General features: G+C 57.0%; 27 protein-coding genes. 16 read left to right on the top strand and 11 right to left on the bottom strand.

What is annotated here, in order from left to right; genetic code table 11:
- Nucleotides 1-10 precede the first annotated feature (10 nt).
- The 5 genes from ntrX to dusB form a co-directional block, all read right to left on the bottom strand.
- Complete coding sequence (ntrX, locus tag AC2FLE_RS05220; protein ID WP_496675862.1) at nt 11-1,420, bottom strand: nitrogen assimilation response regulator NtrX; 1,410 nt, start codon at nt 1,418-1,420, stop codon at nt 11-13.
- The gene (locus AC2FLE_RS05225; protein WP_496695619.1) at nt 1,417-3,705 is read right to left on the bottom strand and encodes a sensor histidine kinase NtrY-like; all 2,289 of its coding nucleotides are present in this window, start codon (nt 3,703-3,705) and stop codon (nt 1,417-1,419) included. The genes ntrX and AC2FLE_RS05225 overlap by 4 nt, the downstream gene beginning before the upstream one ends.
- Before the next feature lie 99 nt (nt 3,706-3,804).
- Nucleotides 3,805-5,172: a response regulator gene (locus AC2FLE_RS05230; RefSeq protein ID WP_282021919.1), complete on the bottom strand. Its 1,368-nt coding sequence runs from the start codon at nt 5,170-5,172 to the stop codon at nt 3,805-3,807.
- A gap of 42 nt (nt 5,173-5,214) precedes the next feature.
- Nucleotides 5,215-6,282 carry a two-component system sensor histidine kinase NtrB gene (locus tag AC2FLE_RS05235; protein ID WP_496695621.1) on the bottom strand — a complete coding sequence of 356 codons (1,068 nt, stop codon included), beginning with the start codon at nt 6,280-6,282 and terminating at the stop codon, nt 5,215-5,217.
- Nucleotides 6,279-7,262: a tRNA dihydrouridine synthase DusB gene (gene dusB / locus AC2FLE_RS05240; protein ID WP_496695622.1), complete on the bottom strand. Its 984-nt coding sequence runs from the start codon at nt 7,260-7,262 to the stop codon at nt 6,279-6,281. Before dusB ends, AC2FLE_RS05235 begins: the two co-directional genes overlap by 4 nt.
- A gap of 184 nt (nt 7,263-7,446) precedes the next feature.
- Here dusB and AC2FLE_RS05245 point away from each other — a divergent pair, with 184 nt between their 5' ends.
- From AC2FLE_RS05245 to AC2FLE_RS05270, 6 genes are all read left to right on the top strand, one after another.
- A complete protein-coding gene (locus AC2FLE_RS05245) occupies nt 7,447-8,577 on the top strand; it encodes a bifunctional 2-C-methyl-D-erythritol 4-phosphate cytidylyltransferase/2-C-methyl-D-erythritol 2,4-cyclodiphosphate synthase (RefSeq protein WP_496695624.1) in 1,131 nt (376 codons plus the stop codon).
- On the top strand, nt 8,574-9,071 hold the full coding sequence (locus AC2FLE_RS05250; RefSeq protein WP_282021915.1) for a phosphatidylglycerophosphatase A family protein: 498 nt from the start codon (nt 8,574-8,576) through the stop codon (nt 9,069-9,071). Before AC2FLE_RS05245 ends, AC2FLE_RS05250 begins: the two co-directional genes overlap by 4 nt.
- Nucleotides 9,068-9,547, top strand: a complete 480-nt coding sequence (locus AC2FLE_RS05255; protein ID WP_496695626.1) for a CinA family protein — start codon at nt 9,068-9,070, stop codon at nt 9,545-9,547. The genes AC2FLE_RS05250 and AC2FLE_RS05255 overlap by 4 nt, the downstream gene beginning before the upstream one ends.
- 148 nt (nt 9,548-9,695) lie before the next feature.
- Nucleotides 9,696-10,877 (top strand): ammonium transporter, encoded by a 1,182-nt coding sequence (locus tag AC2FLE_RS05260; protein WP_496695628.1) that lies wholly within the window; start codon nt 9,696-9,698, stop codon nt 10,875-10,877.
- A 128-nt stretch (nt 10,878-11,005) separates the two neighbouring features.
- A complete protein-coding gene (locus AC2FLE_RS05265; protein ID WP_496695630.1) occupies nt 11,006-11,686 on the top strand; it encodes an orotate phosphoribosyltransferase in 681 nt (226 codons plus the stop codon).
- A gap of 225 nt (nt 11,687-11,911) precedes the next feature.
- On the top strand, nt 11,912-13,402 hold the full coding sequence (locus tag AC2FLE_RS05270; protein WP_142633499.1) for a replicative DNA helicase: 1,491 nt from the start codon (nt 11,912-11,914) through the stop codon (nt 13,400-13,402).
- Between the two features lie 3 nt (nt 13,403-13,405).
- On the opposite strand, the gene AC2FLE_RS05275 is transcribed toward AC2FLE_RS05270, so the two are convergent.
- Entirely contained in the window at nt 13,406-13,948 is a 543-nt protein-coding gene (locus AC2FLE_RS05275) for a GNAT family N-acetyltransferase (protein WP_496695632.1), read from the bottom strand.
- 232 nt (nt 13,949-14,180) lie between these two features.
- Between AC2FLE_RS05275 and alr the strand changes: the two genes are divergently transcribed.
- The 3 genes from alr to AC2FLE_RS05290 are packed head-to-tail and all read left to right on the top strand — an operon-like array spanning nt 14,181 to nt 16,737.
- On the top strand, nt 14,181-15,215 hold the full coding sequence (gene alr / locus AC2FLE_RS05280) for an alanine racemase (RefSeq protein WP_496695634.1): 1,035 nt from the start codon (nt 14,181-14,183) through the stop codon (nt 15,213-15,215).
- Nucleotides 15,212-15,994, top strand: coding sequence for an MlaE family ABC transporter permease (locus tag AC2FLE_RS05285; RefSeq protein WP_271947374.1), 783 nt, complete (start codon nt 15,212-15,214; stop codon nt 15,992-15,994). Before alr ends, AC2FLE_RS05285 begins: the two co-directional genes overlap by 4 nt.
- Nucleotides 15,991-16,737 carry an ABC transporter ATP-binding protein gene (locus AC2FLE_RS05290; protein ID WP_496695636.1) on the top strand — a complete coding sequence of 249 codons (747 nt, stop codon included), beginning with the start codon at nt 15,991-15,993 and terminating at the stop codon, nt 16,735-16,737. Before AC2FLE_RS05285 ends, AC2FLE_RS05290 begins: the two co-directional genes overlap by 4 nt.
- On the opposite strand, the gene AC2FLE_RS05295 is transcribed toward AC2FLE_RS05290, so the two are convergent.
- The gene (locus AC2FLE_RS05295) at nt 16,734-17,144 is read right to left on the bottom strand and encodes a hypothetical protein (RefSeq protein WP_496695638.1); all 411 of its coding nucleotides are present in this window, start codon (nt 17,142-17,144) and stop codon (nt 16,734-16,736) included. The genes AC2FLE_RS05290 and AC2FLE_RS05295 overlap by 4 nt on opposite strands.
- A 118-nt stretch (nt 17,145-17,262) precedes the next feature.
- Between AC2FLE_RS05295 and AC2FLE_RS05300 the strand changes: the two genes are divergently transcribed.
- From AC2FLE_RS05300 to AC2FLE_RS05330, 7 genes are all read left to right on the top strand, one after another.
- A complete protein-coding gene (locus AC2FLE_RS05300) occupies nt 17,263-17,715 on the top strand; it encodes a paraquat-inducible protein A (protein WP_142633488.1) in 453 nt (150 codons plus the stop codon).
- Between the two features lie 148 nt (nt 17,716-17,863).
- The gene (locus tag AC2FLE_RS05305) at nt 17,864-18,643 is read left to right on the top strand and encodes a DNA repair protein (protein ID WP_496675888.1); all 780 of its coding nucleotides are present in this window, start codon (nt 17,864-17,866) and stop codon (nt 18,641-18,643) included.
- A 121-nt stretch (nt 18,644-18,764) separates the two neighbouring features.
- The gene (gene radA / locus AC2FLE_RS05310; RefSeq protein ID WP_496695640.1) at nt 18,765-20,126 is read left to right on the top strand and encodes a DNA repair protein RadA; all 1,362 of its coding nucleotides are present in this window, start codon (nt 18,765-18,767) and stop codon (nt 20,124-20,126) included.
- Between the two features lie 41 nt (nt 20,127-20,167).
- Nucleotides 20,168-20,764: a CvpA family protein gene (locus tag AC2FLE_RS05315; protein WP_496695642.1), complete on the top strand. Its 597-nt coding sequence runs from the start codon at nt 20,168-20,170 to the stop codon at nt 20,762-20,764.
- Nucleotides 20,765-21,380: 616 nt separating this feature from the next.
- Nucleotides 21,381-22,904: an amidophosphoribosyltransferase gene (gene purF, locus AC2FLE_RS05320; RefSeq protein ID WP_496695643.1), complete on the top strand. Its 1,524-nt coding sequence runs from the start codon at nt 21,381-21,383 to the stop codon at nt 22,902-22,904.
- 252 nt (nt 22,905-23,156) lie between these two features.
- Complete coding sequence (locus AC2FLE_RS05325) at nt 23,157-23,405, top strand: hypothetical protein (protein ID WP_496695645.1); 249 nt, start codon at nt 23,157-23,159, stop codon at nt 23,403-23,405.
- Between the two features lie 42 nt (nt 23,406-23,447).
- The gene (locus AC2FLE_RS05330; protein WP_496695646.1) at nt 23,448-24,092 is read left to right on the top strand and encodes an SDR family NAD(P)-dependent oxidoreductase; all 645 of its coding nucleotides are present in this window, start codon (nt 23,448-23,450) and stop codon (nt 24,090-24,092) included.
- A gap of 60 nt (nt 24,093-24,152) precedes the next feature.
- On the opposite strand, the gene AC2FLE_RS05335 is transcribed toward AC2FLE_RS05330, so the two are convergent.
- The 4 genes from AC2FLE_RS05335 to AC2FLE_RS05350 form a co-directional block, all read right to left on the bottom strand.
- Nucleotides 24,153-24,995 (bottom strand): ATP-binding protein, encoded by an 843-nt coding sequence (locus AC2FLE_RS05335; protein ID WP_142633473.1) that lies wholly within the window; start codon nt 24,993-24,995, stop codon nt 24,153-24,155.
- Between the two features lie 117 nt (nt 24,996-25,112).
- A complete protein-coding gene (gene tatC, locus AC2FLE_RS05340) occupies nt 25,113-26,030 on the bottom strand; it encodes a twin-arginine translocase subunit TatC (RefSeq protein ID WP_142633471.1) in 918 nt (305 codons plus the stop codon).
- Entirely contained in the window at nt 26,027-26,485 is a 459-nt protein-coding gene (gene tatB, locus AC2FLE_RS05345; protein WP_496695649.1) for a Sec-independent protein translocase protein TatB, read from the bottom strand. Before tatB ends, tatC begins: the two co-directional genes overlap by 4 nt.
- A gap of 6 nt (nt 26,486-26,491) precedes the next feature.
- Complete coding sequence (locus tag AC2FLE_RS05350) at nt 26,492-26,707, bottom strand: twin-arginine translocase TatA/TatE family subunit (protein WP_496695650.1); 216 nt, start codon at nt 26,705-26,707, stop codon at nt 26,492-26,494.
- Nucleotides 26,708-26,923: the final 216 nt, after the last annotated feature.

The following is a 26,923-nucleotide window of genomic DNA, read 5'->3' on the forward strand; positions in this document are numbered from 1 at the left end:
GGCCGGCGGATCACTCCGCCGGTTCAGCCTCGTCCAGTTGCGCGATCCGCGCCCCCGATTTGTTCGAGGTCACTACGCCCAGAGATTTCAGCTTACGATGAAGCGCGCTGCGTTCCATGCCGACAAAGCTGGCGGTACGGCTGATATTGCCCCCGAACCGGTTGATCTGGGTCAGCAGATATTCACGCTCGAACGCCTCGCGAGCTTCGCGCAACGGCAAGGTCGCCAATGCCCCGGACAGAACGACGCGTCCCGATTCATCAGCTTTTTCTTCTTCGTTTGGAAGCTCACGCGCTTCGATCGGGCCCGTACCGTCACCCAGAATGAGTACCCGTTCGATCAGGTTCTTAAGCTGACGCACATTGCCCGGCCAGGTCATGGTCTGCAGCAACGCAACAGCTTCGTCTGAAATCTCGCGCACCGGCAGGCCCTGGGATTCATTGCACATTTCAATAAAAAACTCGGCAAGAACGGGAATATCCTCGCGCCGATCTTCTAGCGAAGGCACCGAAATAGGCACAACATTCAGACGATGGTAAAGTTCTTCTCGAAAACGATCAGCTGCGATTTCTGCATCAAGGTCACGATTGGTCGAAGAGATCACCCGCAGGTCGACCCGGACCTTGTCGGTACCTCCAACCCGTTGAAACTGTTGATCAACCAGAACCCGCAGGATTTTTGACTGGGTTCCCATGGGCATATCTGCCACTTCATCAAAGTAGACGACGCCACCATGGGCCTCTTCCAACAGGCCTGCCTCAACCCCGCGTTCGGTGGTTTCACGGCCGAACAGAACCTCTTCAACGCGCTCCGGCTCGATCCCGGCACAGTTCACGGTCACGAAGGGCGCATTTGCCCGGTTCGATTCTGCATGGATATAGCGCGCGGCGATTTCCTTGCCTGAACCGGCAGGGCCTGTCAGCATCACACGCCCGTTGGACTTGGTAACCTTGTCCAGTTGGCTCTGCATTGCCCGGAACGAGGCCGATTTGCCGATCATATCCGAGCTTGTGACCTCTTTCCGCTTTAGCGAGGCGTTTTCGCGGCGCAGGCGCGAGGTTTCCATCGCGCGGCGGATCACAACCATCAGCTGGTCGATGTTAAAGGGCTTTTCAATAAAGTCATACGCCCCCTGCTTGATCGCAGCGACAGCGATTTCGATATTCCCGTGGCCCGAAATGATCACCACCGGAATGTCTGGGTTGTCGCGCTTTACAGTCTTCAGAATATCAATCCCGTCCATCCGGCTGTCTTTCAGCCAGATATCCAGGATCAAAAGCCCCGGGGGTTCGGAATTGATGGCTGCCATACACTCGTCCGAGTTGCCAGCCAGCCGGGTGGAATAGCCTTCGTCCTCGAGAATATCGGACACAAGCTCGCGAATATCACGCTCGTCATCTACAATCAGAATGTCGCTCATCTTTGGCCTGCTTTCAGTTTGTTTGTATCAATTGCCTGCTTTTTCGGCGCTGAATTTGAGGAAATATTGCTCCCGGGCAAACGGATCACGGCCATTGCGCCAAAATGGTCCTGTCCGTCAAATACGGGGGCGTCCTCAAGTGTCAGCACCCCGCCATGTTCTTCGATAATCTTTTTGACGATCGGCAGCCCCAACCCGGTGCCCTCGTCGCGTGTGGTCACGTAAGGCTCAAACAGCCGCGCACGATCTTCCGGCAAGCCGATACCGTTGTCGGCAATGGTAATTACTGTGCCCGCATCGTCGCCGATCACAGTAACCTTAATCTGAGGCTTGAGGTTCTTAGGTGCCCCTTTTTGTTTCAGCGTTTCAATCGCTTCGCCTGCATTCTTGATCAAGTTGGTCAGCGCTTGATTCAGCATTGTTGCGTCTACATCACCTGAAATCGGCTGATCTGGAAGCATCGCTTCGATTTCGACATCCGGCTGACCGGCTTGCTGCAAAAGAACAGCCTCGCGCACCAACCCCACCAGATTCTCTTCGTGCCGATCCGGTTCCGGCATGCGCGCAAACTTTGAAAATTCATCCACGATCCGCCGCAGGTCATTCGTCTGGCGAACGATCACATCAGTCATGGATACAAGGATATCGCAATCATCCTCATCCAGTTTGGACGAAAACTTTCGTTTGATCCGCTCGGCGCTCAGCTGGATCGGGGTCAAGGGGTTCTTGATCTCATGTGCGATGCGGCGCGCCACATCACCCCAGGCTGCCATTCGCTGTGCACTGACCAGATCGGTCACGTCGTCAAAGGCAACCACATATCCTTCAAGCCCGCCATCTTCGCCGCGGCGGATCGCCATGCGGACCAACAGGTTTTCCAAATGGCCTTTTCGCGTGACTTTGATTTCACCCTGCACAGCCTCTTGCCCGCTGTCCTTGAGGCTTTCGAACAAAGGCATGAATTCGGGCACCGCAATGCCAATGGCAAGATGTTCCTCTCCACGGGACCAATCCAACAGGCGTTCGGCGGATCGATTCACAAACGTCACGCAACCATCGGGGTCGACACCAACAACACCGGATGTGACCGAGGTCAGAACCGAGTCGAACAGCCGACGCCGGCGTTCGATCTGCCGTGTGTTCTCCAAAAGGGTATCGCGCTGCCCTTTCAACTGTCGGGTCATCTGATTGAAATAACGGCCCAGCATCGCAATTTCGTCATCGGTGGCTTCTTCGATAACCTGAACGCCCAGATCGCCTGCCCCGACACGCTGCGCAGCGGTGGTCAGGCGTCCAACCGGGCGCGAGAGACGCTCGGCGAACCACATTCCCAGCGACACTGCAGCCAGGATCAGGATCACGGCAAAACCCAGATAAAGCAGGCCGAATTCAAACAATACCCGTCCGCGTTCACTTTCAAGCTGTTGATAGAACTGAACTGTTTCCTTGGTATCGTCCAGCAGCGTCAGCAACTGCCCGTCCACTTCCCGGCTGACATAGAGATACCGATCAAGATAAGCCTTCAAAGGCACAAGCGCCCTGAATTCACTGTTTTGCCAATCGGCAATGATCAGCAATTCATTCTCAGTCGCCTGGGCCATCTGTTCAGAGGTCGGCTTTTCGAAGTTGAACAGATAAGAGCGATCCCCCCGGGATCGGATTTCACCATTTCCATCAATGACATAGGCCTCACGCAGACCGCGCTGGATTTGCGCCTGCCCTTGCGCCAGAACCTCTCGCAGTTCAGCATCGGAAATATAGAAATCACGCGTCCGGGCATTGTCCAGAAAAAGCGCTAATACGACGGCGTCCTGAGTCAGGCCCTCTCGGTGTTCCTGTTCATAAGCTTCCGCAGCAGTAAGCGAGGATCCGACAACCTGCCTTACGCGGTCGGAAAACCAGCCCTCAAGACCAATATTCACCGTCAGACCGGCAAAGATTGCAACCGTGACAGTCGGCACCAGAGCCAACAGCGTGAAAGCTCCGATCAGTCGCAGGTGCAAACGGGACCCCGCGGATTTGGCCCGGCGTGCTGCGATCAGGTTGCCTACCTGACCCAGAACCAGCGCCGCAACCACGAGAACATAGACCAGATCCGCAAGCAGGATCAGGCGCAGTGAGGGCGCGGTTGCCCCCAGATCGAATGGACCAATGACCAGATAAGTGGTCAAAGCCAGCACCGGGCCCAGCAAAACCAGACCCAAAGTTCCAAAATTGCGCAGCCTTCGGGATTTTCGCCACCGATTGACTGATAAAATCAGCCCGCTCTGTGCTCGGGTTGCCACCGTCTGCCCTCATCCTGATGTGCCGCTTGCGCGACTTACCGCCATATGTCGTGGTCGTTGCCCGGTCGAAACCCGGATGCCACGCTTTGTGTGGCGATATTACATCAGTTTGCGCCGCCGTGTCACCTGAATATCGAGCTCTGTTATCTTTTTGCGCAGCGTATTCCGGTTAATCCCTAGAAGATCAGCACATTTTGCCTGATTTCCCCCGGTCGCATCCAGGGCCAGTTCAATCAAAGGCGCCTCAACCTCACGCAAAATACGCTGATACAGACCCGGAGGTGGCAACATATTTCCATGTAGATCGAAATAGCGGCGCAGGTGGCGTTCGACCGAAGCCGAGAGCTTTTCGCGTTCTCCATTGCCTAGCACCGGCTCGGCTTCGGGTTGGCTGCCCAGCACCGACTCGACCTCGGTTTTGGAGATTTCATCGGCGCGGCTGGTCAGGCTCAAACGACGGACCGCATTTTCAAGCTGCCGTACATTTCCGGGCCAGGAATAGCGCCGTACTAGCTCGACCGCATCCGGACTGAACCAGCGTTTCGCGCCATGTTCGCGTTCTTCACGCGCCAGAAAATGATCGGCAAGCAAGGTGATATCATCGACCCTTTCGCGAAGGGCCGGAACATGCACTGTCGCACCGCAAAGGCGATAATACAGGTCTTGCCGGACGCGCCCGTTCTCCATGGCTTCGGTCAGGTCCGATTGGCTCGTAGCCATGAACCGAGGAACATGATCGCCTGGAGTGTCCATCATCCGAACGAGACGCGCCTGTAATTCGTCATCAATATCCGCGATCTCGTCGATAAGCAGCGTACCGCCCCGCACCCGTGCCATGACGCGCGCCGGGCCTTCAAGATCCAGCAGGTCGGCGGCAGTGGCCGTTACAAATGGCAGCGTCCTGCGATCGGAAAAATCATGTATCGCTTTGGCGATCAACGACTTGCCCGTTCCACTCTCGCCCGAAATCATGACCGACAGATCGGTATTCATCACCCGCGCCACCAAGCGATACAGCGCCTGCATCACTGGTGTCCGCCCCACCAGAGGCAGCTCTTCCGGACGCTCTTGGGACGTGTTACCGGCATCTGACGGCGTGCGCTGTTTCTGTTCCAGCGCGCGCGCGGTACGCTTCATCAAATCCGGCAGGTCGAAGGGTTTCGGCAGATAGTCATAAGCTTCCGCCTCGGCTGCCTGGATGGCCGTCATGATCGTGTTTTGCGCCGAAATCACGATGACCGGTAATCCCGGTCGGTCCTGTGCGATTTTTGGCAACATCTCGAGCCCATTGCCATCCGGCATAACTACATCGGATATGACCACGTCGCCTTTGCCCTCGGCCACCCAACGCATCAAAGTGGTCAACGACGAGGTTGCATGCACCTTACACCCAGCGCGTGTCAGGGCCTGTGTCAGAACGGTCCGAATTGTGCGGTCGTCATCTGCAACCAGTACTGTTCCATCCATCAGGTGCTTTCCTTATTCTTGCTCTTTCCGGCGATTTATTGACTATTTCGCGTCACGCGGCGCGCGCCTCAGAGAGATGCGAAATTCCGTTCGTCCCGGAACCGACTCGGCCGAAATCCAGCCGTCGTGGTCCGAAATGATCTTGCTGACCAGCGCCAGCCCCAGGCCGGTGCCGTTTTCCTTGCCCGACACAAACGGATCGAATATCTCGCCCCGAATCTTCTCCGGCAGACCGGGGCCGTCATCGGTCACTTCGATTTGCAGTGGCAGAGAATGACCTGACCCGTCGCTGCGTCGCAGGCGGAAAGAATGTTCAAAATACGTCCTTAAACGTATGGTTCCCCCTTTAGGGTCAGCGGCTTCCGAGGCATTCTTTAACAAATTCAAGATGACCTGCAGAAACTGATCCGGGTCGCCATAAGCAAGTGGCAACGACGGGTCGTAATCCTCGATGATCGTCATATGGGCACCGAAACCCAACAGGGCCGACCGCCGTGCCCGATCCAGCACGTCATGTATGTTGACCGGTTTGAAATCGGGCTCAGAGAGATTTCCGAATTGTTCAACCTGCTCCAACAGTTTTACGATACGACGACTCTCTTCGACAATAAGATCTGTTAATTCAAGGTCTTGCTGCGAGATATTCATGCTGAGAAGCTGCGCCGCGCCGGTAATTCCTGCCAGAGGGTTCTTAATTTCATGCGCAAGCATCTCGGCCATGCCGATCGCCGATTGCGCAGCAGATTTCACCGTGTTTCCACGGGTCATACGCCCAGCAAGTTCACGCGGCGTGATGATCATGATCATTGACCCCGGATGTCCGACAAGCGGCGCGATCTGAAGCGCACATTGCAACGGCGCGCGGTTGCCTGACCCTACATCCACATCGTTCACAAATAGTGGCGTACCTTGCTGACGCGCTCTCAGAAACGCTTCTTCTAATGGAGCGTCCACGGCAATCTGATCCCAGACGGGATGCCCGATCACGGATTTGCGCGAGGCATTCAGGAACCCTTCACCGGCGGAGTTTATGTCTGCGATCCGGTCATCTGCATCTATGACAAAGGCAGGAACGGGCAGCGAGGTCCAGATGCTGTGATCCGAGGTCATGCCGCCACCTCTGCATCACTGCCAAGCGCAACACTCAGCAGGTGCATCACCTCATCCGTGTTGCGCGATGTCAGCACCGCCCGGCGCAACGGGGCCGGTGTTCCAGCCTCATCCATATACCAGCCGAGATGCTTGCGAGCGACGCGCAGGCCCAGATCCAAACCATAAAACCCCAGCATGGCCTGATAATGGGCACGAACCATGTCGATCAGATCACTACCAGCGGGAATGACTGGCGCCTCTGCCCCGTATAACTCATGCCCCATCTGCGCCAGAAGCCACGGTTTACCCTGCGCCCCGCGCCCAACCATAACCCCATCGGCGGCGGACTGATCCAGCGCTATGCGTGCAGCGCTAGAATCAACAATGTCACCATTCGCAATCACCGGAATCGAGACCGCTTCTTTGACCGCCCGGATTGCGCTCCAATCGGCATGCCCTTTGTAGAACTGGCAACGTGTGCGGCCATGGATCGTGACCATTCGTATCCCAGCATCCTGCGCCCGCCTTGCCACATCGGGCGCGTTCAGCAATTTGTCATCCCATCCCAACCGGGTTTTCAGCGTCACGGGCACGTCCACGGCGCTGACAACGGCGTCGATCAATGTCAGCGCGTGGTCAGGTGTCTTCAGTAGGGCCGAGCCCGAATATCCATTTGTCACCTTCTTGGCCGGGCAGCCCATATTGATATCAATCACGCGCGCACCCCGATCAGCGACCTGGCGGGCCGCCTCGGCCATCCAATACGCCTCGCGTCCGGCAAGCTGGACGGCAGTGTTTTCCACATCCGCAGACAGCTCGGCCCGTTCGCGCACACCGGGTTTGGCCTGCACCATTTCCTGGCTAGCCACCATTTCGCTGACCACCATACCGGCACCAAAGCGCATCACCAGATCGCGAAACGGGCGATCAGTGATTCCGGCCATGGGCGCCAGTAGTACGGGCGGGTTCAAATCTTTGTCGGCAAGTCGCAGAGTCAACGTGCTTAATCCTTGAGCAGTTGCAGCTTTGATATCGAATTGAGTGCATATGAACAACAAAACGGCCATGAACAAGCATGCAAAATCATCGTTTGCCTATTTTTTAAGCAGATGAAACCGAGTGATTGCCTCTGCTTTCACCGCACCCTAAACATTGCCCTTAACTTGTCGGAGAGCACGACACATGACGACTGCAGCTATCATTGTCGCCGCAGGACGCGGTCAACGCGCCGGAGGCGGCACGCCAAAACAGTGGCGCCATCTGGCAGGTCGTCGGGTGGCCGACTGGACCATCGACCGATTCCGCGGGCAAGTCGATCACATCGTCCTTGTGCTTTCGAAAGAGGATGCCCCCGCCTGGGAAGAATTTAAAAGCGCCGATCTGATCCTCGCGGAAGGCGGGTCAGACAGAGCAGGATCAGTGCGCAGCGGGTTGTCGGCGTTGAACGGGATGAATGTGACCCGCGTCTTGATCCACGATGTCGCACGTCCTTGTGTCAGCACCGAGATCATTGATGCCGTTCTGGCCGCTCTGGACAATTTCCCCGGTGCAGCACCTGGCCTTGCGGTGACGGACGCCTTGTGGACAGCAAGCGACACTATGGTCACAGGCACTCAGGATCGATCCGGGTTGCATGCAGCGCAAACCCCGCAAGGCTTTCACTATGACGCAATCGTCGCTGCTCACACCGCGCATCCCGGAGGTTCCGCGGATGACGTGGAAGTCGCGCGCGCCGCCGGGCTGGACGTCTGCATCGTGCCGGGCGATACGGACAACCTGAAAATCACCCGACCCGAGGATTTTGCCAGGGCGGAACGCATATTGGGAACGGATATGGATGTAAGGCTGGGGAACGGCTACGACGTGCATCGTTTTGGTGACGGGGATCACGTAATCCTGTGCGGTATCAAAGTTCCGCATAACCGATCGCTTCAGGGGCATTCTGATGCGGATGTCGGTATGCACGCAGTCACCGATGCGATTTACGGAGCATTGGCACAAGGGGATATCGGACAGCACTTTCCGCCCTCAGATCCCCAATGGAAAGGCGCGGCAAGCGAAATATTCCTGCGCCACGCGGTCGAGTTGGCCGGGCAGATGGGATATCGTATCTCGAATGTCGACTGCACGCTGGTCTGCGAATACCCCAAGGTCGGGCCTCACGCCGCGGCCATGCGGGCAGAGATGGCGAAGATCATGGAATTGCGCCAGGATCAGATTTCGGTCAAGGCCACAACCTCCGAGCGTTTGGGCTTTACCGGGCGTGGTGAAGGAATTGCTTCTATTGCAACAGCTTGTTTGGTGAAATCATGACCGTTGCACAACTGATTGGCACTGTTTGTGGCGTCGGATATCTGCGACCCGCCCCCGGCACCTGGGGGTCTTTGGTTGCCCTGCCCTTGGTATGGGTTCTGCATACTCTGGGCGGTTTCCCCTTACTGGTGGTCGCGACAGTCGCAGTGTTTTTCGGCGGTCTGTGGGCCACGCGGGTGATGACCGCCGGGCAAGAAGACCACGACCCTTCCGAGATTGTGATTGACGAGGTCGCAGGTCAGTTCCTCGCGCTTTGGGCGATATCCTATCCCAGTTGGGCGCACGGGATCGACATTACGGCGCTGTGGCCAGGTTGGGTAACTGGGTTTGTACTGTTCCGCCTGTTCGACATCCTGAAACCCGGCCCCGTGGGTTGGGCCGACCGGCGCGGTGATCCGATGGGCGTTATGCTGGACGATGTGATTGCCGGGGTATTCGCGGCCATAGGCATCATGTTGGCCGCCGGGTTCAGCCACGGAGTTCTGGGGTTGTGACCGTTTCCGACCTGCTAGAAAGCGCCAAAGCGAAAGGGGTGATGATCACCACCGCCGAAAGCTGCACTGGCGGGATGGTCGCTGCGGCTCTGACCGACATCCCCGGCAGCTCTGCGGTCGTTGAGCGCGGTTTTGTGACCTACACAAATACTGCCAAACAACAAATGTTGGGTGTCCGCAAGGAATCATTGGATGCCCATGGCGCGGTTTCTGAACAGGTCGCACGCGAAATGGCCGAGGGTGCCTTGCGGAATTCACAGGCGCATCTGGCAGTGTCGGTTACCGGCATTGCAGGCCCGGGCGGGTCCGAGTTTAAACCCGAAGGCCGGGTATGTTTTGGTGTGGCCGGTGACGGCATCCCACCCATGACAGAAACCGTCGAATTCGGCGCATTGGGCCGCGATCGGGTGCGCCGCGCTGCGCGGGATCACGCGCTGGCACTGCTGTCAAAGGCACTTTTCAGCACTGCCCAATAATCGGGCATGCTCGACAATTTGACGCCCAATTAATCAACTCTTCAAAAAAGGCCCCTGAAATAGGCTGCTTTTTTGGGCTCTGCCTCTTTTTTCCCCACTCGCAATCCGCTTCAAGCCCCGCCACGCATTCTGAAAAGGAGAGTGGCTGATGAATGGAGCCGATACCGCCTGGATCATAGTAGCAACCGCACTGGTCCTGTTCATGACACTTCCGGGCCTGGCCCTCTTCTATGGCGGCCTTGTACGCGCCCGCAACGTGCTAAGCGTGTTCATGCACTGCTTTAGCATCGCCTGCTTGATGAGCATTCTCTGGCTGGTCGCAGGATATTCCATCGCCTTCGGCCCCGGTGAAAGCGGGATTTGGGGTGGGTTGGGCAAGGCCTTTCTAAATCGTGTTGATGCCGACAGCCTGGCCGGCACCCTGCCCGAAATTCTGTTCTTTGCCTTCCAGATGACCTTTGCCATTATCACCCCCGCCCTGATCGTCGGCGCCTATGTCGAGCGGGTTGGCTTTGGCTTTGTTCTGACCTTCTCTGCCCTGTGGATGCTGCTGTGTTATGCGCCCGTGGTCCATTGGATATGGGGCGGCGGAATGCTGAGCGATGGCGGCATTTTTGGCGAGATTGGTGTGCGAGATTTCGCCGGTGGCATCGTGGTGCATGAAACGGCAGGTCTGGCCGCATTGATCATTGCCGTTGTACTCGGCCCGCGCCGCAATCGCACGACGCCTCCGCATAATCCGGGCTATGTCATGATCGGCGCCGCAATGCTGTGGGTCGGCTGGTTTGGGTTCAACGGCGGCTCGCAACTGGCGGCAGATGGTGGTGCGGCGATGGCGATGACCGTGACGCATCTTTCGGCGGCCACTGCATCCCTGACCTGGGCATTGTGGGAGAAAATTCGCTTTGGCAAAGCCTCGATGGTGGGTCTTGTGACCGGAACCATCGCCGGTCTCGCTTCGATTACCCCAGCATCGGGTTTCGTCGGCCCGGTTCAGGCGCTGATCATCGGCGGCGTCGCAGGTATCCTGTGTCAGGAAGCGGTCTATGTCATGCGCAACATTTTGAAAATCGACGATACGCTGGACGTGTTTGCGGTGCATGGCGTTGGCGGCATCTTTGGCACGATCATGATCGCCTTGTTCGGTCTGGGTACCTGGACCGCGCAGCTTGGCGGGCTGGCAATCGTGGGCGTCTTTACCGCTGTGGTGACCTTTGTGCTGATCAAGCTGGTCTCAGCCGTCACGCCGCTGCGTGTGGATGCCGAGACCGAGACCAATGGCCTTGACTTGTCGGTGCATGGCGAACGTGCCTACGACATGTCAAGCTAACCACCAAACCATTGTGAAAGCTTACAGCGGGCCCCATTCGGGCCCGCTTTTCTTTTGCCTGCCCTCTCGACTCTGACGGCAGCAGCAGGCTATCAGCCCCGAAGGTTTTTCAGCTCAGAGGTCCCGCCATGATCCCCAGTTCCTTTCCCGACAGCACCGAAATCGCCCGTCTGACCGCGCGGATGCTACTGGAGATCAAGGCCGTTCACTTCAATTCGCGCGAGCCATTCACATTGGCCAGCGGACTGCCCAGCCCGACCTATATCGACTGCCGAAAGCTGATCTCGTACCCGCGCATCCGGTCTACTCTGATGGATTTCCTGACCGTTACAGTGATGCGGGATGCGGGCTTTGAAGCGTTCGACAATATCGCTGGCGGCGAAACTGCGGGCATTCCCTTTGCCGCGATGGTCGCTGAACGCATGGCCTTGCCGATGACATACGTTCGTAAAAAGCCCAAAGGCTATGGCCGCAACGCCCGGATCGAAGGCGCGATGAGCGAGGGCGAGCGCGTGCTGCTGGTCGAGGATCTGACCACCGATGGCGGCTCAAAACTGTCCTTCGTTGATGCGATCCGCGAAACCGGCGCGACCTGCGGGCATACGGCGGTGATCTTCTATTATGGCATCTTCCCCGAAACCGAGAAAACTCTGGGTGATCATGGGGTGAAACTGCATTCGCTGTGCACCTGGTGGGATGTTCTGGCCGAGGCAAAAGCGCAGAAAGCCTTTGATACGGAAACACTTGACGGTGTCGAAGCCTTCCTGAACGACCCGCGCGGCTGGCAAGAGACCAACAAACCTTCCTAAACCTGTTGTGGATGGATTGGGGATAAGCGCCAAAGAATCGGCTGAGCATATACGATATCTGGTGACTTTTCCCCGCTTTCCTACATAATAGGCCAAGCACACCACATCGTCCAAACTGTCTGGAAAGTTATCCCTAGGCCTTACCCCCAGTTAGCCACAGGTATTTCCAGATAGCTTGCAGAGGCGTTTCGCGTATAGAACCTCGGGACGGGCAGCGGGGACAAAATGAACGAGATAAGCAGCATCGAGCAGGCAGCGGCACAGATCCAAAACGCCGATACCATGCCGCATTCTATAGAGGCTGAACAACAGCTTCTGGGTGCGATCCTGACCAATAACGACCTGTATGACAGGGTCGCCTCGATCATCGGGGCCGAGCATTTCTATGACCCAGTCCACGCGCGTATTTACGAGGTCGCCGCGACCCGTATCGCCAAGAACGCGCTGGCCTCGCCCGTCACGCTGAAATCTTTCATGGCCGAGGATGAAGGCCTGAAGGAACTGGGCGGTCCGGCCTATCTGGTCAAGCTGGCCGGGGCCTCGATCAGCGCCTTTGCGGTGCATGACTATGCCCAGATGATCTATGATCTTGCCATCCGGCGCGAGTTGATCCGACTTGGCCGCGATATCTCGGACAAGGCGGCGCGGGTCGATGTGGCGAGCGAGCCCAAAGAACAGATCGTTGAGGCTGAACAGCAGTTGTATCAGCTGTCTGAACAAGGCCAGACCGAACAGGGGTTTCAATCCTTCCTCAAGGCGGTCACCGAGGCTGTCAACGTCACCAACGAGGCCTATCAGCGCGGTGGTGGAATGGCCGGGATTTCCACCGGTCTGACCGATTTGGATAAACAGTTGGGTGGCTTGCACCCGTCCGACCTGATCATTCTGGCCGGGCGTCCGTCGATGGGGAAAACCTCATTGGCGACAAACGTGGCGTTCAACGTGGCCAAAGCGTACAAGCGCGGGCTGAAACCCGACGGCACCGAAGGCGCGATTGACGGCGGCGTTGTCGGGTTCTTCTCATTGGAAATGAGCGCCGAGCAGTTGGCGGGCCGGGTTCTGGCCGAAGCCTCGGAAATCTCGAGCCACAAGATCCGCCAGGGTGACATGACCGAGGGTGAGTTTCGCCGCTTTGTTGATGCGGCCAAGGAGTTGGAAGCCTGCCCGCTGTTCATTGACGACACCCCGGCACTACCGATTTCACAGCTCGCCGCGCGTGCACGGCGGTTGAAGCGGACTCACGGTCTGGACCTGCTGGTGATCGACTATCTGCAGTTGTGCCGCGGCATGGCCGAAAACCGCGTCAACGAAATCGCTGAGATTTCGATGGGTATGAAAGCCATTGCCAAGGAACTGAACATCCCGGTCATCGCATTGTCTCAGCTATCCCGGCAGGTTGAAAACCGAGACGACAAGCGCCCTCAACTGTCCGACCTGCGGGAATCAGGCTCGATCGAACAGGATGCTGACGTGGTGATGTTCGTGTTCCGCGAGGAATACTACAAAGAACGTGAAAAGCCCGGCGATCATGAGTTGGAGAAGATGGAAGAGTGGAAGCAGGCCATGGAACGCCTGCACGCCAAGGCCGAAGTAATCGTTGGCAAACAGCGCCACGGCCCCATCGGTACGGTCGAGCTGTCCTTCGAAGCACAGTTCACCCGCTTTGGGAACCTCGTCAAACCCTGGCAGCAGGACGGTCAGATCGAAGGCTACTGACCGTCACCAAAGGTCAGGTCGGTCAAACGCGCTGACACAGCGTGACGGCCCCACTATCGGATCAGCATGTGAACCAGACAGAGATTTCCCTAGCCATCCGATCGGCTGGCTAAGCGGCATTGGCGGCTGCGCGAATGCCTCAGAAATGGGCAGGAAACCGGTTTTGCCGTAATATGACGGATCTCCGTAGGTTATTGCAAAATCGACGCCTTGGGCCCGCAGTTGGTCCAGACCAAAGGTGATCAGCTTCTGCCCGACCCCACCCTGTTGCCGATCCGTCCGCACGGCCACGGGCGACATCAGAAACACCCGTCGCGGATCCTGATCAAAGGTCAGGCGCGAGAACATGATACATCCCAGAAGATCACCCCCATCAGTCGCAACACATCCCTGCAGATCCTGATCGGGCTCGGTTTTCAGCAATTCCCTGATCAAAGATTGAATGGCCCGTCCTTCCTCGCCCCCCTCTGAGGCAGAGAACACATCGTAAAAGAAATCAGGCAACCTACTGCTCTGGTTTTTGTACCCAAACGAGAGTTCAATCATGTTTTCATCCCAACAGGCCCCTTTGGGCATTAGTGAACGATCACCTTGACCCGATCATGGTTGACCACGATGTGCGCACAATAGTGATTTGTTGCCCTCAGATGATCAATACGCAGATTTACGCTGTTTCAACCCGCTTCCCGGCCTCAAGGTGCCGTTATGCGCAACGTACAGGTCAATTATCGCTGCGACCCCCCTTGACCTGACGCGATCCAATGTCATGAACAGACGCATGAGTACTGCACGCTTAACGATCAATCTTTATACGCTGGCCAGCAACTGGCAGGCGCTTGATGCAAAGACGTCCTGTGAAACGGGTGCCGTGGTCAAGGCCGACGCCTATGGCCTGGGCGCTGGTCCTGTCTCTGCCGCACTTGCTGAAGAAGGTGTCAGAAATTTCTTTGTCGCGGCCGCCGAAGAAGGCGCCGCCGTGCGCGAGGCTGTCGGGCCCGACGCAACGATAAGTGTTTTTTCCGGGCATATGGAAGGCGACAGCGACCTACTGCTCCAACACAATTTGACGCCATTGCTGAATTCGTCCGAACAGTTCCGCCGCCATCGTCAAGCCTTGCCTGAACACGCCTTTGGAATCCAGTTGGATACCGGCATGAATCGCTTGGGGATTGAGCCTGCGGACTGGGCCGCGTTGCGCACCGAGATTGAGCCACTTAACCCCTCGCTGGTGATGTCGCATCTCGCCTGTGCGGATGAACCTGACAACCCGATGAATCGCCACCAACTGCGGGTGTTCCACGAATTGACTGATGGAAGTGCGGCCCCCAGATCGCTTGCGGCCACCGGCGGTATCCTTCTGGGCAGCGATTATCACTTCGACCTTTGCCGTCCCGGTATCGGGATGTATGGCGGACAACCCTTTGCCGATGCGAAACCCGTCGTCACCGTCGACCTTCCGGTCATTCAGGTGCGCGAGGTCGAGCCCGGCGAAAGTGTGGGGTACGGCAACAGCTGGGTCGCGCGGCGCAGATCCCGTATCGCCACGGTTGCGGCCGGGTATGCGGACGGGCTTCACCGCGCTATCGGCGGTGGCATCGACGCCTTTGTAGGAGGCCAGCCCTGCCCCGTTGTTGGCCGGATCTCGATGGATCTGATCACCATCGACGTAACGGATCTGCCCGAGGATCCGGAACGCCTGCGCATTCTGAACGGGCACCAGACAGTGGATGATCTGGCCGAGGCTGCAGGCACCATCGGGTATGAAATTTTGACATCGCTAGGCGCACGCTACTCTCGGGGCTATATCGAATGAACCCTCTTTCAATACTGGGTGGGTTGGGTCGTACAGCCCTGTCTCTGCTTGCAAATTTCGGCAAGGTCGCGCTGTTCTTCGTGGACGCGATTTCACATATTTTCCGCCCCCCCTATTATCCGCGCGAATTTGCGGTCGCTCTGATGAATATCGGTTGGATGTCCCTGCCGGTGGTTGGCCTGACGGCGATATTTACCGGCGGTGCATTGGCGCTTCAGATCTATGCAGGTGGTGCGCGTTTCAATGCCGAAGCTGTGGTGCCACAAATCGTAGCGATTGGCATGGTGCGCGAGCTTGGGCCTGTTCTGGGCGGTCTTATGATTGCGGCGCGGGTCACATCCTCCATCGCCGCCGAAATCGCGACCATGAAAGTGACCGAGCAGATCGACGCGCTGGTAACTTTGTCCACCCATCCGATGAAATACCTCACCGCGCCGCGGGTGCTGGCCGCCGTTATTACCGTGCCGATTCTTGTTGCTGTTGGCGATGTGATCGGCATTGCAGGCGGATATATCGTGGCGACCCAAAGCCTGGGCTTCAACGCCGCGACCTACCTGCAAAACACCATGAATTTCCTCGAATTTCATGACATCGTCTCCTCGCTTACCAAGGGCGCGGCCTTTGGCCTGATCACTGCGACCATGGGCTGCTACTACGGCATGAATTCGGGCCGGGGCGCGCAGGGCGTTGGCGCTGCGACCAAATCTTCGGTCGAGGCTGCCGCAATCATGATTCTGGCTGCAAACTTCGTTCTGACAGGGGTGTTCTTCTCGATATGATCCGGATGGAGAATGTACATAAAGCCTTTGGGTCCAATCAGGTCCTCAAAGGCGTCAATATTGAGATCCCCAAGGGCACCTCGATGGTCATCATCGGCGGGTCGGGCACAGGCAAATCGGTGGCGCTGAAATGCGTTCTTGGCCTGATCAAACCCGATAGCGGCACGGTCTATGTAGACGGTAAAGACGCCACCAAAGGCGACCGCGATGCCTTTCTGGCCCGCTTCGGAATGCTGTTTCAGGGCGGAGCGCTGTTCGACTCGCTGCCCGTCTGGCAAAACGTCGCCTTCCGCCTGCTGCGCGGCTCGCTCAAACGCCCCGTGGACGAGGCGCGCGAGATCGCCATCGAGAAACTGCGCCGCGTGGGTCTGAAAGCGGATGTGGCCGATCGTTTCCCGGCCGAACTGTCGGGCGGTATGCAAAAACGCGTAGGCCTGGCCCGCGCCATCGCCGCCGAGCCCGAGATCATTTTCTTCGATGAGCCCACCACCGGCCTTGATCCCATCATGTCCGGCGTCATCAACGACCTGATCCGCGAGATCGTGACCGAAATGGGCGCCACCGCGATGACCATCACCCACGACATGAGCTCGGTCCGCGCGATCGCCGACAACGTTGCCATGCTGCACGGAGGCATGATCCAATGGACCGGCCCGGTCAGCCAGATGGACGCCTCGGGCGATCCTTACGTAGAGCAGTTCATCAGCGGCAGTGCTGAGGGGCCGATTGAGGCGGTGCGTTAGACAGGCGCACCTTTCCTTTCTTGTTTCAAGTTCTCGTAGGCTTCTTTTACATAATCTAGCCGCAGCAGGTATTTCCCACGCGGGACTACAAAATCTGGCGTCTGAATCCGAGCAAGCGACAATGTTTGACTCAGATGAGTTCCCGAAAACAGAACGTAATTGGGATCTTGCCCTGAAAATCGATTGTAAATTTTTCCACCGAACCAACGCGCCCTGCGTTGCGCCTGCAGTGCTTCATGGAGGCGAAAATGCATTACGCCGAACAACTGTTCGCGATCAAATGGCATAATGTCTGCAGCGACACTTCCCGCTGAAAGAACCCCCGCGAGGCCAGCAGTTATAGCCTCGTTGACCCCCTTCTGGGTTGGGGACGGGCCTTCGACAACTTTTATAACAGGTTCAGTCATATAAATTTTATTCGTAAACAAAGTGATGTGTATCAATAGCGTTTCAGATATCGGTATAGGCACAATACAGACTGAGGTTAAATATTCACCTCATAGAAAAGTCCGAAGAGTAACTATAATGACCCTCCGCCTCGTCACCCTCTCGCTCCTGATCCTCTACCCCATCGCGTGGTTCGCCCCGCTGATGCGCGCGGGGTTTCTGCCCATTTTCGGACTTTCCGAAATCAGCGTCATCACCGGGCTCCAGTCCCTTTGGAAGTCCGATATCTTCCTCGCGCTGATCGTCACCGTCTTCGCCCTTTTCGCACCCTATCTGAAAACCATCGGCACCGCCCTGATCCAATGGGACCTGCTGGATGCGCGCGTTCAACCTGCGCTGAACATCCTCGGCAAGCTGGCGATGGCAGACATCTTCCTGATCGCGCTCTATATCACTCTGGCCAAAGGCATCTCTTACGCGACCATCGAAACCGCATGGGGGCTTTACCTGTTTACGGCCTGTATTTTGGCCTCAATCGGCTTGGGTATTATTACCGAGATGACATCCAGATCACGAAATCATCAGACCTAATTGATTGAAAACACTTATCTGAGTATCATCTTAATATTTCGAGCAGCCAGTTTCTTGTAGTGATCGGTCCGTAGCGGATCAAAAATTATGTTCAACCTTTGTCCGCTTCGGACCGATATGTATCGGTTTGAGAAGGAGATCGTCGAACATGACCGCACTCCACACGTTAACATTACAGTTTCAAAACGCATTTTTACGACTGACATTTTTTCTGATTTGTTCCGCGGCTTTTCTGGCCGTCGCAACCACTATGCTATCCGCCATGGGCGTACTGCCCTGGCTCTCCATGCAAGCCGGACTGGCGGGCGGTACCATCATAGACGCCGGGATCTATGTTCAGATTGGCTTGACCGCTCTGATCCTGATGCTGGCCTTCTACCTTCCTGCGAATGCCCGGATGATGGCGCTGGAAAACGCGCACCGTAAATTTGCGCTGAACATGCACGACATCGCCCATGCCTATCAGCTGGCCCATGCGCAGGACCGCAGCGGGGCATTTATCCTGTCGTCCGAATTTGATGCGGTCAAAGAGCGGATGGCCTTCCTGCGCCAACATCCCAACCTACAATCGCTCGAACCAGAGATTCTGGAGTTGGCCGCGCAAATGAGCCAGATCAGCCAAGAATTGGCCGAAACTTACGGGGATACCCGCATCGCCCGTGCCCGCACATTCCTGCAGCAACGCCAGGAAGAGATCGAACTGTTTCAGCAACGGCTGGAAGAGGCGCAAACCATTCAGCACGAGCTGCGCCAGTGGACCCATGATGTTGAAATCGAGGAATCCATCGCTCGTTCTCAGCTAACCCGTCTGCGCGACGAACTTTTCGAACTGTTGCCGGAATTGTCGGCTCAACTGCAGCAGCCCAAGGACGGTGCATCGAAGCCGTCGAGCGTCATAGCTATGTCGCCACCTCGCGCCGCCGAATAGGCGCGACGGCGCCCGCTTTGGACAATGGCCCAAACGGGCCTGAGGATATGGCGCGCTACCGGCGGAGATGAAGGCCCACGAGGGCTTGAAGAACCGCCATTCCTCGGGCACCAAGGGCGCCATGGCAAAGACAACTTTTTCATGCTCGGCCTGCGGTGCCACTCATTCACGATGGTCCGGGCGCTGTGACGGTTGCGGTGAATGGAATTCCATCACGCAAGACGTACCCCTTTCGGCTGGCCCGGCCAAAAAATCCCTCGGTGGTAAGCGCGGCCAGTCTATCATACTCACGGACCTGTCGACCGAGGAAACGCCCCCACCCCGCACACTCTGCGGGGTTGAGGAGTTGGATCGCGTGCTGGGAGGCGGTCTCGTCCCCGCCTCGGCCTTGCTGGTAGGTGGGGATCCGGGCATCGGCAAATCCACCCTTTTGCTGCAGGCCGCGGCCCGGTTCTCGCGTGCGGGTGTGAAAACCATTTACGTCTCGGGCGAGGAAGCCAGCGCGCAGGTTAGGATGCGCGCGCGCCGGTTAGGGCTTGAAGATGCGCCTGTGCAACTGGCCGCCGAAACCAACCTGCGTAACATCCTCACCACGTTGGAAGCCGAGAAACCCGGTCTCGCAATCATCGACTCAATTCAAACCATGTGGGCCGACAACGTCGACAGCGCACCGGGTTCAGTGTCACAAGTCCGCGCCGCAGCACATGAATTGACCACGTTTGCGAAACGACACGGAGTTTCAATCATCATGGTTGGCCATGTCACCAAAGATGGTCAGATCGCTGGCCCCCGCGTGGTTGAACACATGGTCGATACCGTTCTTTATTTCGAAGGCGAACGCGGGCATCAGTTCCGCATTCTGCGCGCGGTCAAGAACCGGTTTGGTCCAGCCGATGAGATTGGCGTGTTCGAGATGACAGGCAAGGGTCTGGCACAAGTCACAAACCCGTCGGCCCTGTTTCTATCTGAACGCGGCAAGCCCAGCCCCGGATCGGCCGTATTTGCTGGTATCGAAGGGACACGGCCGGTTCTGGTCGAGCTTCAGGCGCTGGTTGCCCCATCCCCCCACTCTCAGCCTCGCCGAACCGTCGTCGGCTGGGACAGCGGACGGCTGGCAATGATCCTTGCCGTGCTCGAAGCCCGCTGCGGCATCCCCTTTGCCGGGCTCGATGTCTATCTCAACGTCGCAGGCGGGCTTAAAATCACCGAGCCAGCCGCGGACCTTGCCGTTGCTGCCGCGCTACTCAGCGCGCGCGAGGACACAGCCCTGCCAACGGACACCGTCGTTTTCGGAGAAATCTCGTTGTCCGGGGCACTTAGACCGGCCCCTCAGACAGAAAACAGGTTGAAAGAAGCCCAAAAACTTGGTTTCACATCCGCCATAGCTCCGGCAGGCGGGAAAACCGGTACTGTGGCAGGTCTGACACTCACCCGGCCCTCTGATTTGGTAGGGTTTGTTGGCGAAACCTTCGGAGCAGGTTAAGGTAACGCCTTGAGGGGCAGAAAAAATTACGGGCGAGGGCCATGGAAGGTTTTACAATAATTGACGGGGTAGTTGCCCTGATCATCGTTATATCGGGTCTGCTGGCCTATTCCCGTGGCCTGTTGCGGGAAATTCTCGCGATCGCGGGATGGGTTGCGGCGGCAGTTTTGGCATTCATTTTCGCACCACAGGCCGTTCCACTGGTCAAAGAAATCCCCGTTGTCGGAGATTTCCTGCGCGACAGTTGTGAATTGTCGGTTATCACCGGGTTCGCTGGCGTGTTTGCCATTGCCCTGATCGTGGTTAGTATATTTACCCCACTGTTCTCATCTCTTGTGCAACGGTCTGCACTGGGCGGCTTGGATCAGGCACTTGGGTTTTTCTTTGGAATCGCGCGCGGCATCCTTTTGGTGGCGATTGCCTTCTTCGTCTATGACACAGTCATGACGGGCCAATCCTACACCATCGTCGACGAAAGCCGGTCAGCCAAAGTGTTCGAACAATTCAGCGACAAAATCGAAGAGCAAAACCCCGAAGCCGCGCTGGGGTGGGTAACATCCCAATATGAAGAACTGGTAGCCAGCTGTGGTGAAAGCGCCGATCCATCCGACGCACCTGCAGCACCTGAAACGGAATAAGGCAAAAGCCCGGTCAAAGCCGGGCTTTTTCAATTCGGCTTAGACAAACCCTTCTCCGGCGCAAACAGTGCATCTGATGTTTTTCAGCCCAAAGCACCCTTCGCAACGGGACATGACGGGCTTGCCAAAAATGTCCCGACTTTTGATCACTTCACCTGCGCCTCCGCAAATCTGACAGGGTGCGCGCCCCATTCCACGGCATCGGTGGCACCGGCGTTTTACCGGTTCTTGCTTTTTCTGACCTTGATTGTTTTGCCACATGTCTGAAATCCGCTTGGCTTGAAGAAACTATTGTTTCGGATTGTTTCCTCTATGACAGCACAAGCTGCGAAACCTGTCACCTTTTGTTCGGCCATTGTGGCAAATTCCACCTGCGTCAAATCGCAAATGTGATCCTTTGATGACACAGCCTCCGTAAGGCTTTATGTGAAGTCCGAACTGACATGGAATCGGAGCTGCCGATCTTGCTGTATCTGTTTTCTTTCGCGCCTGCCGCTTGCGACCAGGGCGCGTCTGCATCCCAAGATCTATGGGAAGTATCAGGCAAAGACACCGCCATGCTGATGTTCCGAACACCGCCACAACTTAAATCGTCATAGTAATTTGGAGCCCGTACATGTGTGGGATTTTGGGGATCGCAAGCAGAACACATGATGTGTTTGCGGAAATCTATGACGGGCTTCTGATGCTGCAGCACCGGGGTCAGGATGCATCGGGTATCGTCACTTATACCGGAGAGTTCTTCCGCGAAAAGAAAGCCAACGGGCTGGTCAAGGACGTGTTTAACGCTCAGGACGCCGATACCCTGCTTGGAAAGGTCGGCATTGGCCATGTGCGCTATCCGACTGCCGGGTCGCTCAGTGCGGCCGAGGCGCAGCCGTTCTTCGTGAATGCCCCGTATGGCATCTACCTGGTTCATAACGGCAATATCACCAACACTGCCGCACAGCGTGAGAAGGTCACCGGAAAATACAGCCGCCACCTGCGCACAACGTCAGATTCGGAAATTCTGCTGAACGTTCTGGCGGACAAGGTCGCTGACGCAATCAAGGTCAATGGCAACGCCGAGCCCATTCGCAATATCTTTGCCGGTGTGAAGATGACGATGGAACGGGTACAGGGCGCCTATTCGGTGATCTGCCTGATTGCAGGTGTCGGAATGCTGGCTTTCCGCGACCCGCACGGAATTCGCCCGCTCTCGGTGGCCATCCGCGAAACCGAAAGCGGTGGCGACGACTTTGCGTTTGCCTCGGAAGATGTGGCCTTTGGCATCAACGGCTTCAACAAGATGCGCGACCTGCGCCCTGGCGAAGCGATCCTGATCGACCTGGACGGCAACATGCACGAATTCCAGGCGGTCGAAGGCAAGCTGACACCCTGTATCTTTGAATATGTCTATCTCGCGCGTCCGGATTCTCTGTTGGACGGCGTCTCTGTCTATAAAACGCAGATGCGTATGGGGCAGACGCTGGCCAAACAGATCCAGGAATCAGGGCTTGAGATTGATCGGATCATCCCGGTCCCAGACAGCGCCCGCCCGGTCGCGCTTGAGGCGGCCAAGATCACCGGCATTCCCTATCGCGAAGGACTGGTAAAGAACCGCTATGTCGGACGAACGTTCATCATGCCCGGTCAGGCCGAACGTCAGAAATCCGTGCGCCGCAAACTGAATGCGGTTCCGCTGGAGTTTGACGGCCACAATGTTCTGTTGATCGACGATTCCATCGTCCGCGGGAACACGATCAAGAAGATTGTGCAAATGTGCCGCGAGGCTGGAGCCAAGAAGGTCTACATTGCCAGCGCCTCACCGCCGGTGAAATACCCGAATGTCTATGGCATCGACATGCCCACCAAACATGAGCTGATTGCCCATGGCAAAAAGGTCGAGGAAATCCGGCAAGAGCTGGGTGCAGACGCCCTGATCTATCAGCATCTGGACGATCTGATCTGGGCCGCCAAGGAAGGAAATCCAGAAATCGAAGCGTTCGACTGTTCGTGTTTTGACGGAAAATACATCACCGGAAGCGTCAGCAAAGACTATCTGGATACGCTCGAGAGCAGTTCACGCGTTAGTAAGAAACGTGAAGACATGCAGGTGCCCGGCGGATCCTGGAACGCGGCCAAGCTGGCTTCGGGATAAGTTCCCGGCGAATCGGTAGCTCTCTGCCCGGTTCAAGCCGGGCGGTTTCCGACCTGCATCGGTGTAAATTCGCTTAGTTTCCACGCACAACTTTTTGGCGAAGGAAATGCAATCGCAATGGGTTCACCGACTGTCTTTTGAAAGTGACGGAACGGACAATTCACCGGACCTTTTGTTCCCTTGTTACGTTTGATAGTCCGCCTCCAACCACTCATCAAAAGGGGTTGGGGCCACGTGCCGCAACCGCACTCTATGTCAAACAAAACCGTCACAAGCGCGGCCACGCAACAGGGCGCGCTTAGCAAGAACTCTGTCACCCTGCTTGGGGTGTTTGGGCCAAAAGCCGAGATGCGCGCGCTGATGCGGATGTCTTCTGGCCGGGTCAAAGAGGTCAAGCTGGGCAGCCGTGTGTCTTCAGGTACTATTGTGGCCATTGATGCCGAGGGCATCATGCTGCGACAAAGCGGTCAGACGACGCGCATAGCGATCCCAGGCAGCTAATCCTGTCTTGACGCGCTGCGCGCTTGGGTTCAAACCGCAGTCATGACCGATCAGACTAAAATCGCCCTCATCACCGGGGCCTCACGCGGGCTGGGCGCTGCCCTGGCCGAGGCGCTGGCACCAGAGTACCACATCGTCGCTGTCGCCCGCACCACCGGCGGGTTGGAAGAACTGGACGACCGCATCAAAGCAAAGGGCGGTTCAGCCACCCTGGCCCCTATGGACATTGCCGACCCGAATGCGATGGCCACTCTGTGTCGTGGCATCCATGATCGCTGGGGCAAGGTGGACCTGTGGCTGCATACTGCGGTTCACACTTCGGCCCTGACGCCGACCCATTTCATTGACCCCAAGGAATGGACCAAAGCCATTAACACCAACGCAACCGCCACGTCGGTCCTGATCCCCTATGTTGCGCCTTTGCTGGGTGAGGCCGGCCAAGCGGTGTTTTTCGATGATCCGAAGGCGGGAGAGAAATTCTATGGCATCTACGGTGCCACCAAGGCGGCGCAGATGGCTCTGGCCCGTAGCTGGGCGCTGGAAACTGAGCGCACCGGGCCGCGTGTGAGCATCGTGGAACCGGCTGCCATGCCAACTGCCGTGCGTGCCCGATTTCATCCCGGTGAGGATCGGGAGGCATTGACCAGCACCGCAGATGAAGCGGCGCGCATTCTGGCTCTGTTATAGGAATGGCCCATTGGGCCACGCCTCCGGCGGAGGTATTTTTAGCCAGATGAAGCCGGCGGATTACGCGATGTGAACACCGTTTCTTCCGGCCAGATCGACGAAGAATTGCCATGCCACACGGCCCGAGCGCGCGCCACGTGTGGCCTGCCATTCGATCGCTTCGGCGCGCAGGGTGTTTGCGTCGACCGAGACGCCGTAAGAAGCACAATAGCGGTCGATCATGGCAAGGTATTCGTCCTGATCGCAAGGATGGAAACCCAGCCATAGCCCGAACCGGTCCGACAGTGAGACCTTCTCTTCTACGGCCTCAGACGGGTTGATGGCGCTGGAACGTTCATTTTCGATCATATCCCGCGGCATCAGGTGGCGGCGGTTTGAGGTGGCGTAGAACACCACATTTTCCGGGCGACCTTCGATGCCACCGTCCAGCACTGCCTTGAGCGATTTGTAGTGCTGATCATCGTGGCTGAAGGACAGGTCATCACAGTACAGGATGAACCGATGCGGCGCTGCACGTAGATGGTTCAGCAGACGCGCGACCGAGCCCATATCCTCGCGCTGAAGCTCAACCAGTTTCAGATCGGGATGTTCGTTCTGCAGGGTGCCGTGGACCGCTTTGACAAGGCTGGATTTGCCCATACCGCGCGCGCCCCAGAGCAGTGCATTGTTGGCCTTAAATCCCGCGGCAAAGCGGCGTGTATTGTCCAAAAGTGTATCGCGAGACCGGTTGATACCCACCAAGAGATCCAAATCGACCCGATTGACCTGCTTAACCGGTTCCAGGCGGTCGGGTTCGACATGCCAGACAAAAGCCGGAGCTGCGGCGAAATCGGGCGCGGCCAGAGGCGCCGGGGCCATGCGATCCAGCGCGTCGGCAATACGGTTCAGAGCTTGTGTATCCATTGGGGCCTCCGGTCGTGTCTGCAGGGTCTCAAACCATGTTCCGCACGGCACGACAAGTGCGACGCATGAAAAAGGCGCGCCGGGCTGGGCGCGCCTGTTCATTGCTTGATCGCAGCTTTATTTGCCGTCTTCTTCGTGGATGATATCGGCATCAGCCTCTTCTTCGTCGTCATAGTATCCTTCTGCGCGCAGTTCGGCTTCGCGCTTTCTCTCGACACGGGCGACAAGGAAGATCGACACCTCATAAAGACCATACACCACGACAAACAGGATGATCTGAGTGATCACGTCTGGCGGTGTCACAAGGGCGGCCAGCACCAGAATGCCCACCATGGCGTATTTGCGGACACTGCCCAAACCTTCGGCGCTGACCAGACCGGCCTTACCCATCAAGGTCAGCAGAACCGGCAGCTGGAAACACAGGCCAAAGGCAAGGATGAATTTCAGCGTGATATCCAGCGATTCATTCACCTTGCCGAAGAACGTGATCTTCACGCCCTCGGTGGTTTCGGGCACAACCACGATCTCTTCTGGAACATCTCCGGTAGTCGCCGACAACAGATTGGCGAAAATCGAACTGACATCCGCAAAGCCCAAAAAGAACTGCATGGCCAGCGGCGTTACCACGAATTGTGCAAATGATGCCCCAAGCAGGAACATGAACGGTGAGGCGACCAGGAATGGCAGGAAAGCGCCCTTCTCAGACCTGTACAGACCGGGCGCCACAAAGCGCCAGAGTTGATAGGAGATCACCGGGAAGGCCAGCGCAAAACCAAACACCATCGATATCCGGAACAGCGTAAACAGATATTCCTGTGGCGAGGTATATTGCAAAGTCGGAGAAGGATCGCCCAGATCGCGCAGCGTTGCCTCGATTGGTTGGACCAGAAATTGCAGGATCGGTTCCGCGACCGTAAAGGCCAGGACAATGCCTATTACAAAGGCAATGACCGCGCGGATCAGCCGGGTGCGCAGTTCCGCCAGATGCTCGATCAATGGGGCCGAGCTGTCTTCGATCTCGTCTGTGTCGGTCATGATTTGCCTTCGGTTTTCAGCGCGGCTTCGGCCTCTTCAGCCTTGGCCAGCGCGTCGGCGGCTTCTTTCGCCTTCCGCTCGGCCGCAGCGCGTGCGGTCGAGGCCTGGATCTTCTTGGCCTGTTCGGCCCGTTCGGCGGCCAGCTTACCGGTCTCGCTATCGGGGTCAAACTTGGTGGGGTCGATACTTTTGGCCAGGTCCTGCGCGGCTTCTTTCACACCATCCATGGCGCTGCCTACAGGGTTGGTGGCCGCGTTGAGACCTTTTTTGATGTCATTCACACCGGCCTGATCCGCCGCCTCGTTCATGGCACTGCTGAATTCGCGCGCCATGCCACGGGCCTTGCCGACAAAACGACCGACATTACGGAACAAAACCGGCAGATCCTTTGGCCCCACAACGATCAGGGCAACGACGCCGATGACCAGAAGCTCGGTCCAGCCCAGATCAAACATACCGGATCAGACCTTGTCTTTGTCGGTCTCGGGCGTGACGTCTTTGGCCAGATCGGATGCGTCCTGATCCAGTTCCTCTGCGCCTTCTTTGACGCCCTTCTTGAATGACGTAATGCCTTTGCCCACTTCGCCCATCAACGAGCTGATTTTGCCACGGCCGAATAGCACCAGAACCACAACTGCGATCAGCAGAATGCCGGGAAGGCCAATATTGTTGAGCATCTCTCTTCTCCTATAACGTCGGCGCCGTACGCCGGAAATGTGATCTGGGTCCGTGTCTACGCCCGCTGGCCCGCCTGCAAAAGTGAGTTGGTTCAAATCTGCGTTCAAATTTGATCCGATCCGATGTTTTTTACAGCCTCGGATTGATCAACTGACAGGTTTGTGTCAGTTGATAGGGGCTAGGTAGGCGGTATCGAAACCTGGTCAACGGAGATT

This window comes from Ruegeria sp. CDSA077 (genome assembly GCF_059612265.1).

Excerpts from the sequence above, each read along its gene's own strand:
- ntrX (WP_496675862.1), bottom strand. The coding sequence starts at position 1,420 with ATGAGCGACATTCTGATTGTAGATGACGAGCGTGATATTCGCGAGCTT.
- AC2FLE_RS05230 (WP_282021919.1), bottom strand. The coding sequence starts at position 5,172 with ATGGATGGAACAGTACTGGTTGCAGATGACGACCGCACAATTCGGACC.
- AC2FLE_RS05235 (WP_496695621.1), bottom strand. The coding sequence starts at position 6,282 with ATGACCTCGGATCACAGCATCTGGACCTCGCTGCCCGTTCCTGCCTTT.
- AC2FLE_RS05245 (WP_496695624.1), top strand. The coding sequence starts at position 7,447 with ATGACGACTGCAGCTATCATTGTCGCCGCAGGACGCGGTCAACGCGCC.
- AC2FLE_RS05250 (WP_282021915.1), top strand. The coding sequence starts at position 8,574 with ATGACCGTTGCACAACTGATTGGCACTGTTTGTGGCGTCGGATATCTG.
- AC2FLE_RS05260 (WP_496695628.1), top strand. The coding sequence starts at position 9,696 with ATGAATGGAGCCGATACCGCCTGGATCATAGTAGCAACCGCACTGGTC.
- AC2FLE_RS05265 (WP_496695630.1), top strand. The coding sequence starts at position 11,006 with ATGATCCCCAGTTCCTTTCCCGACAGCACCGAAATCGCCCGTCTGACC.
- AC2FLE_RS05270 (WP_142633499.1), top strand. The coding sequence starts at position 11,912 with ATGAACGAGATAAGCAGCATCGAGCAGGCAGCGGCACAGATCCAAAAC.
- AC2FLE_RS05275 (WP_496695632.1), bottom strand. The coding sequence starts at position 13,948 with ATGATTGAACTCTCGTTTGGGTACAAAAACCAGAGCAGTAGGTTGCCT.
- alr (WP_496695634.1), top strand. The coding sequence starts at position 14,181 with ATGAGTACTGCACGCTTAACGATCAATCTTTATACGCTGGCCAGCAAC.
- AC2FLE_RS05285 (WP_271947374.1), top strand. The coding sequence starts at position 15,212 with ATGAACCCTCTTTCAATACTGGGTGGGTTGGGTCGTACAGCCCTGTCT.
- AC2FLE_RS05290 (WP_496695636.1), top strand. The coding sequence starts at position 15,991 with ATGATCCGGATGGAGAATGTACATAAAGCCTTTGGGTCCAATCAGGTC.
- AC2FLE_RS05295 (WP_496695638.1), bottom strand. The coding sequence starts at position 17,144 with ATGACTGAACCTGTTATAAAAGTTGTCGAAGGCCCGTCCCCAACCCAG.
- AC2FLE_RS05300 (WP_142633488.1), top strand. The coding sequence starts at position 17,263 with ATGACCCTCCGCCTCGTCACCCTCTCGCTCCTGATCCTCTACCCCATC.
- AC2FLE_RS05305 (WP_496675888.1), top strand. The coding sequence starts at position 17,864 with ATGACCGCACTCCACACGTTAACATTACAGTTTCAAAACGCATTTTTA.
- radA (WP_496695640.1), top strand. The coding sequence starts at position 18,765 with ATGGCAAAGACAACTTTTTCATGCTCGGCCTGCGGTGCCACTCATTCA.
- AC2FLE_RS05315 (WP_496695642.1), top strand. The coding sequence starts at position 20,168 with ATGGAAGGTTTTACAATAATTGACGGGGTAGTTGCCCTGATCATCGTT.
- purF (WP_496695643.1), top strand. The coding sequence starts at position 21,381 with ATGTGTGGGATTTTGGGGATCGCAAGCAGAACACATGATGTGTTTGCG.
- AC2FLE_RS05325 (WP_496695645.1), top strand. The coding sequence starts at position 23,157 with ATGTCAAACAAAACCGTCACAAGCGCGGCCACGCAACAGGGCGCGCTT.
- AC2FLE_RS05330 (WP_496695646.1), top strand. The coding sequence starts at position 23,448 with ATGACCGATCAGACTAAAATCGCCCTCATCACCGGGGCCTCACGCGGG.
- AC2FLE_RS05335 (WP_142633473.1), bottom strand. The coding sequence starts at position 24,995 with ATGGATACACAAGCTCTGAACCGTATTGCCGACGCGCTGGATCGCATG.
- tatC (WP_142633471.1), bottom strand. The coding sequence starts at position 26,030 with ATGACCGACACAGACGAGATCGAAGACAGCTCGGCCCCATTGATCGAG.
- tatB (WP_496695649.1), bottom strand. The coding sequence starts at position 26,485 with ATGTTTGATCTGGGCTGGACCGAGCTTCTGGTCATCGGCGTCGTTGCC.
- AC2FLE_RS05350 (WP_496695650.1), bottom strand. The coding sequence starts at position 26,707 with ATGCTCAACAATATTGGCCTTCCCGGCATTCTGCTGATCGCAGTTGTG.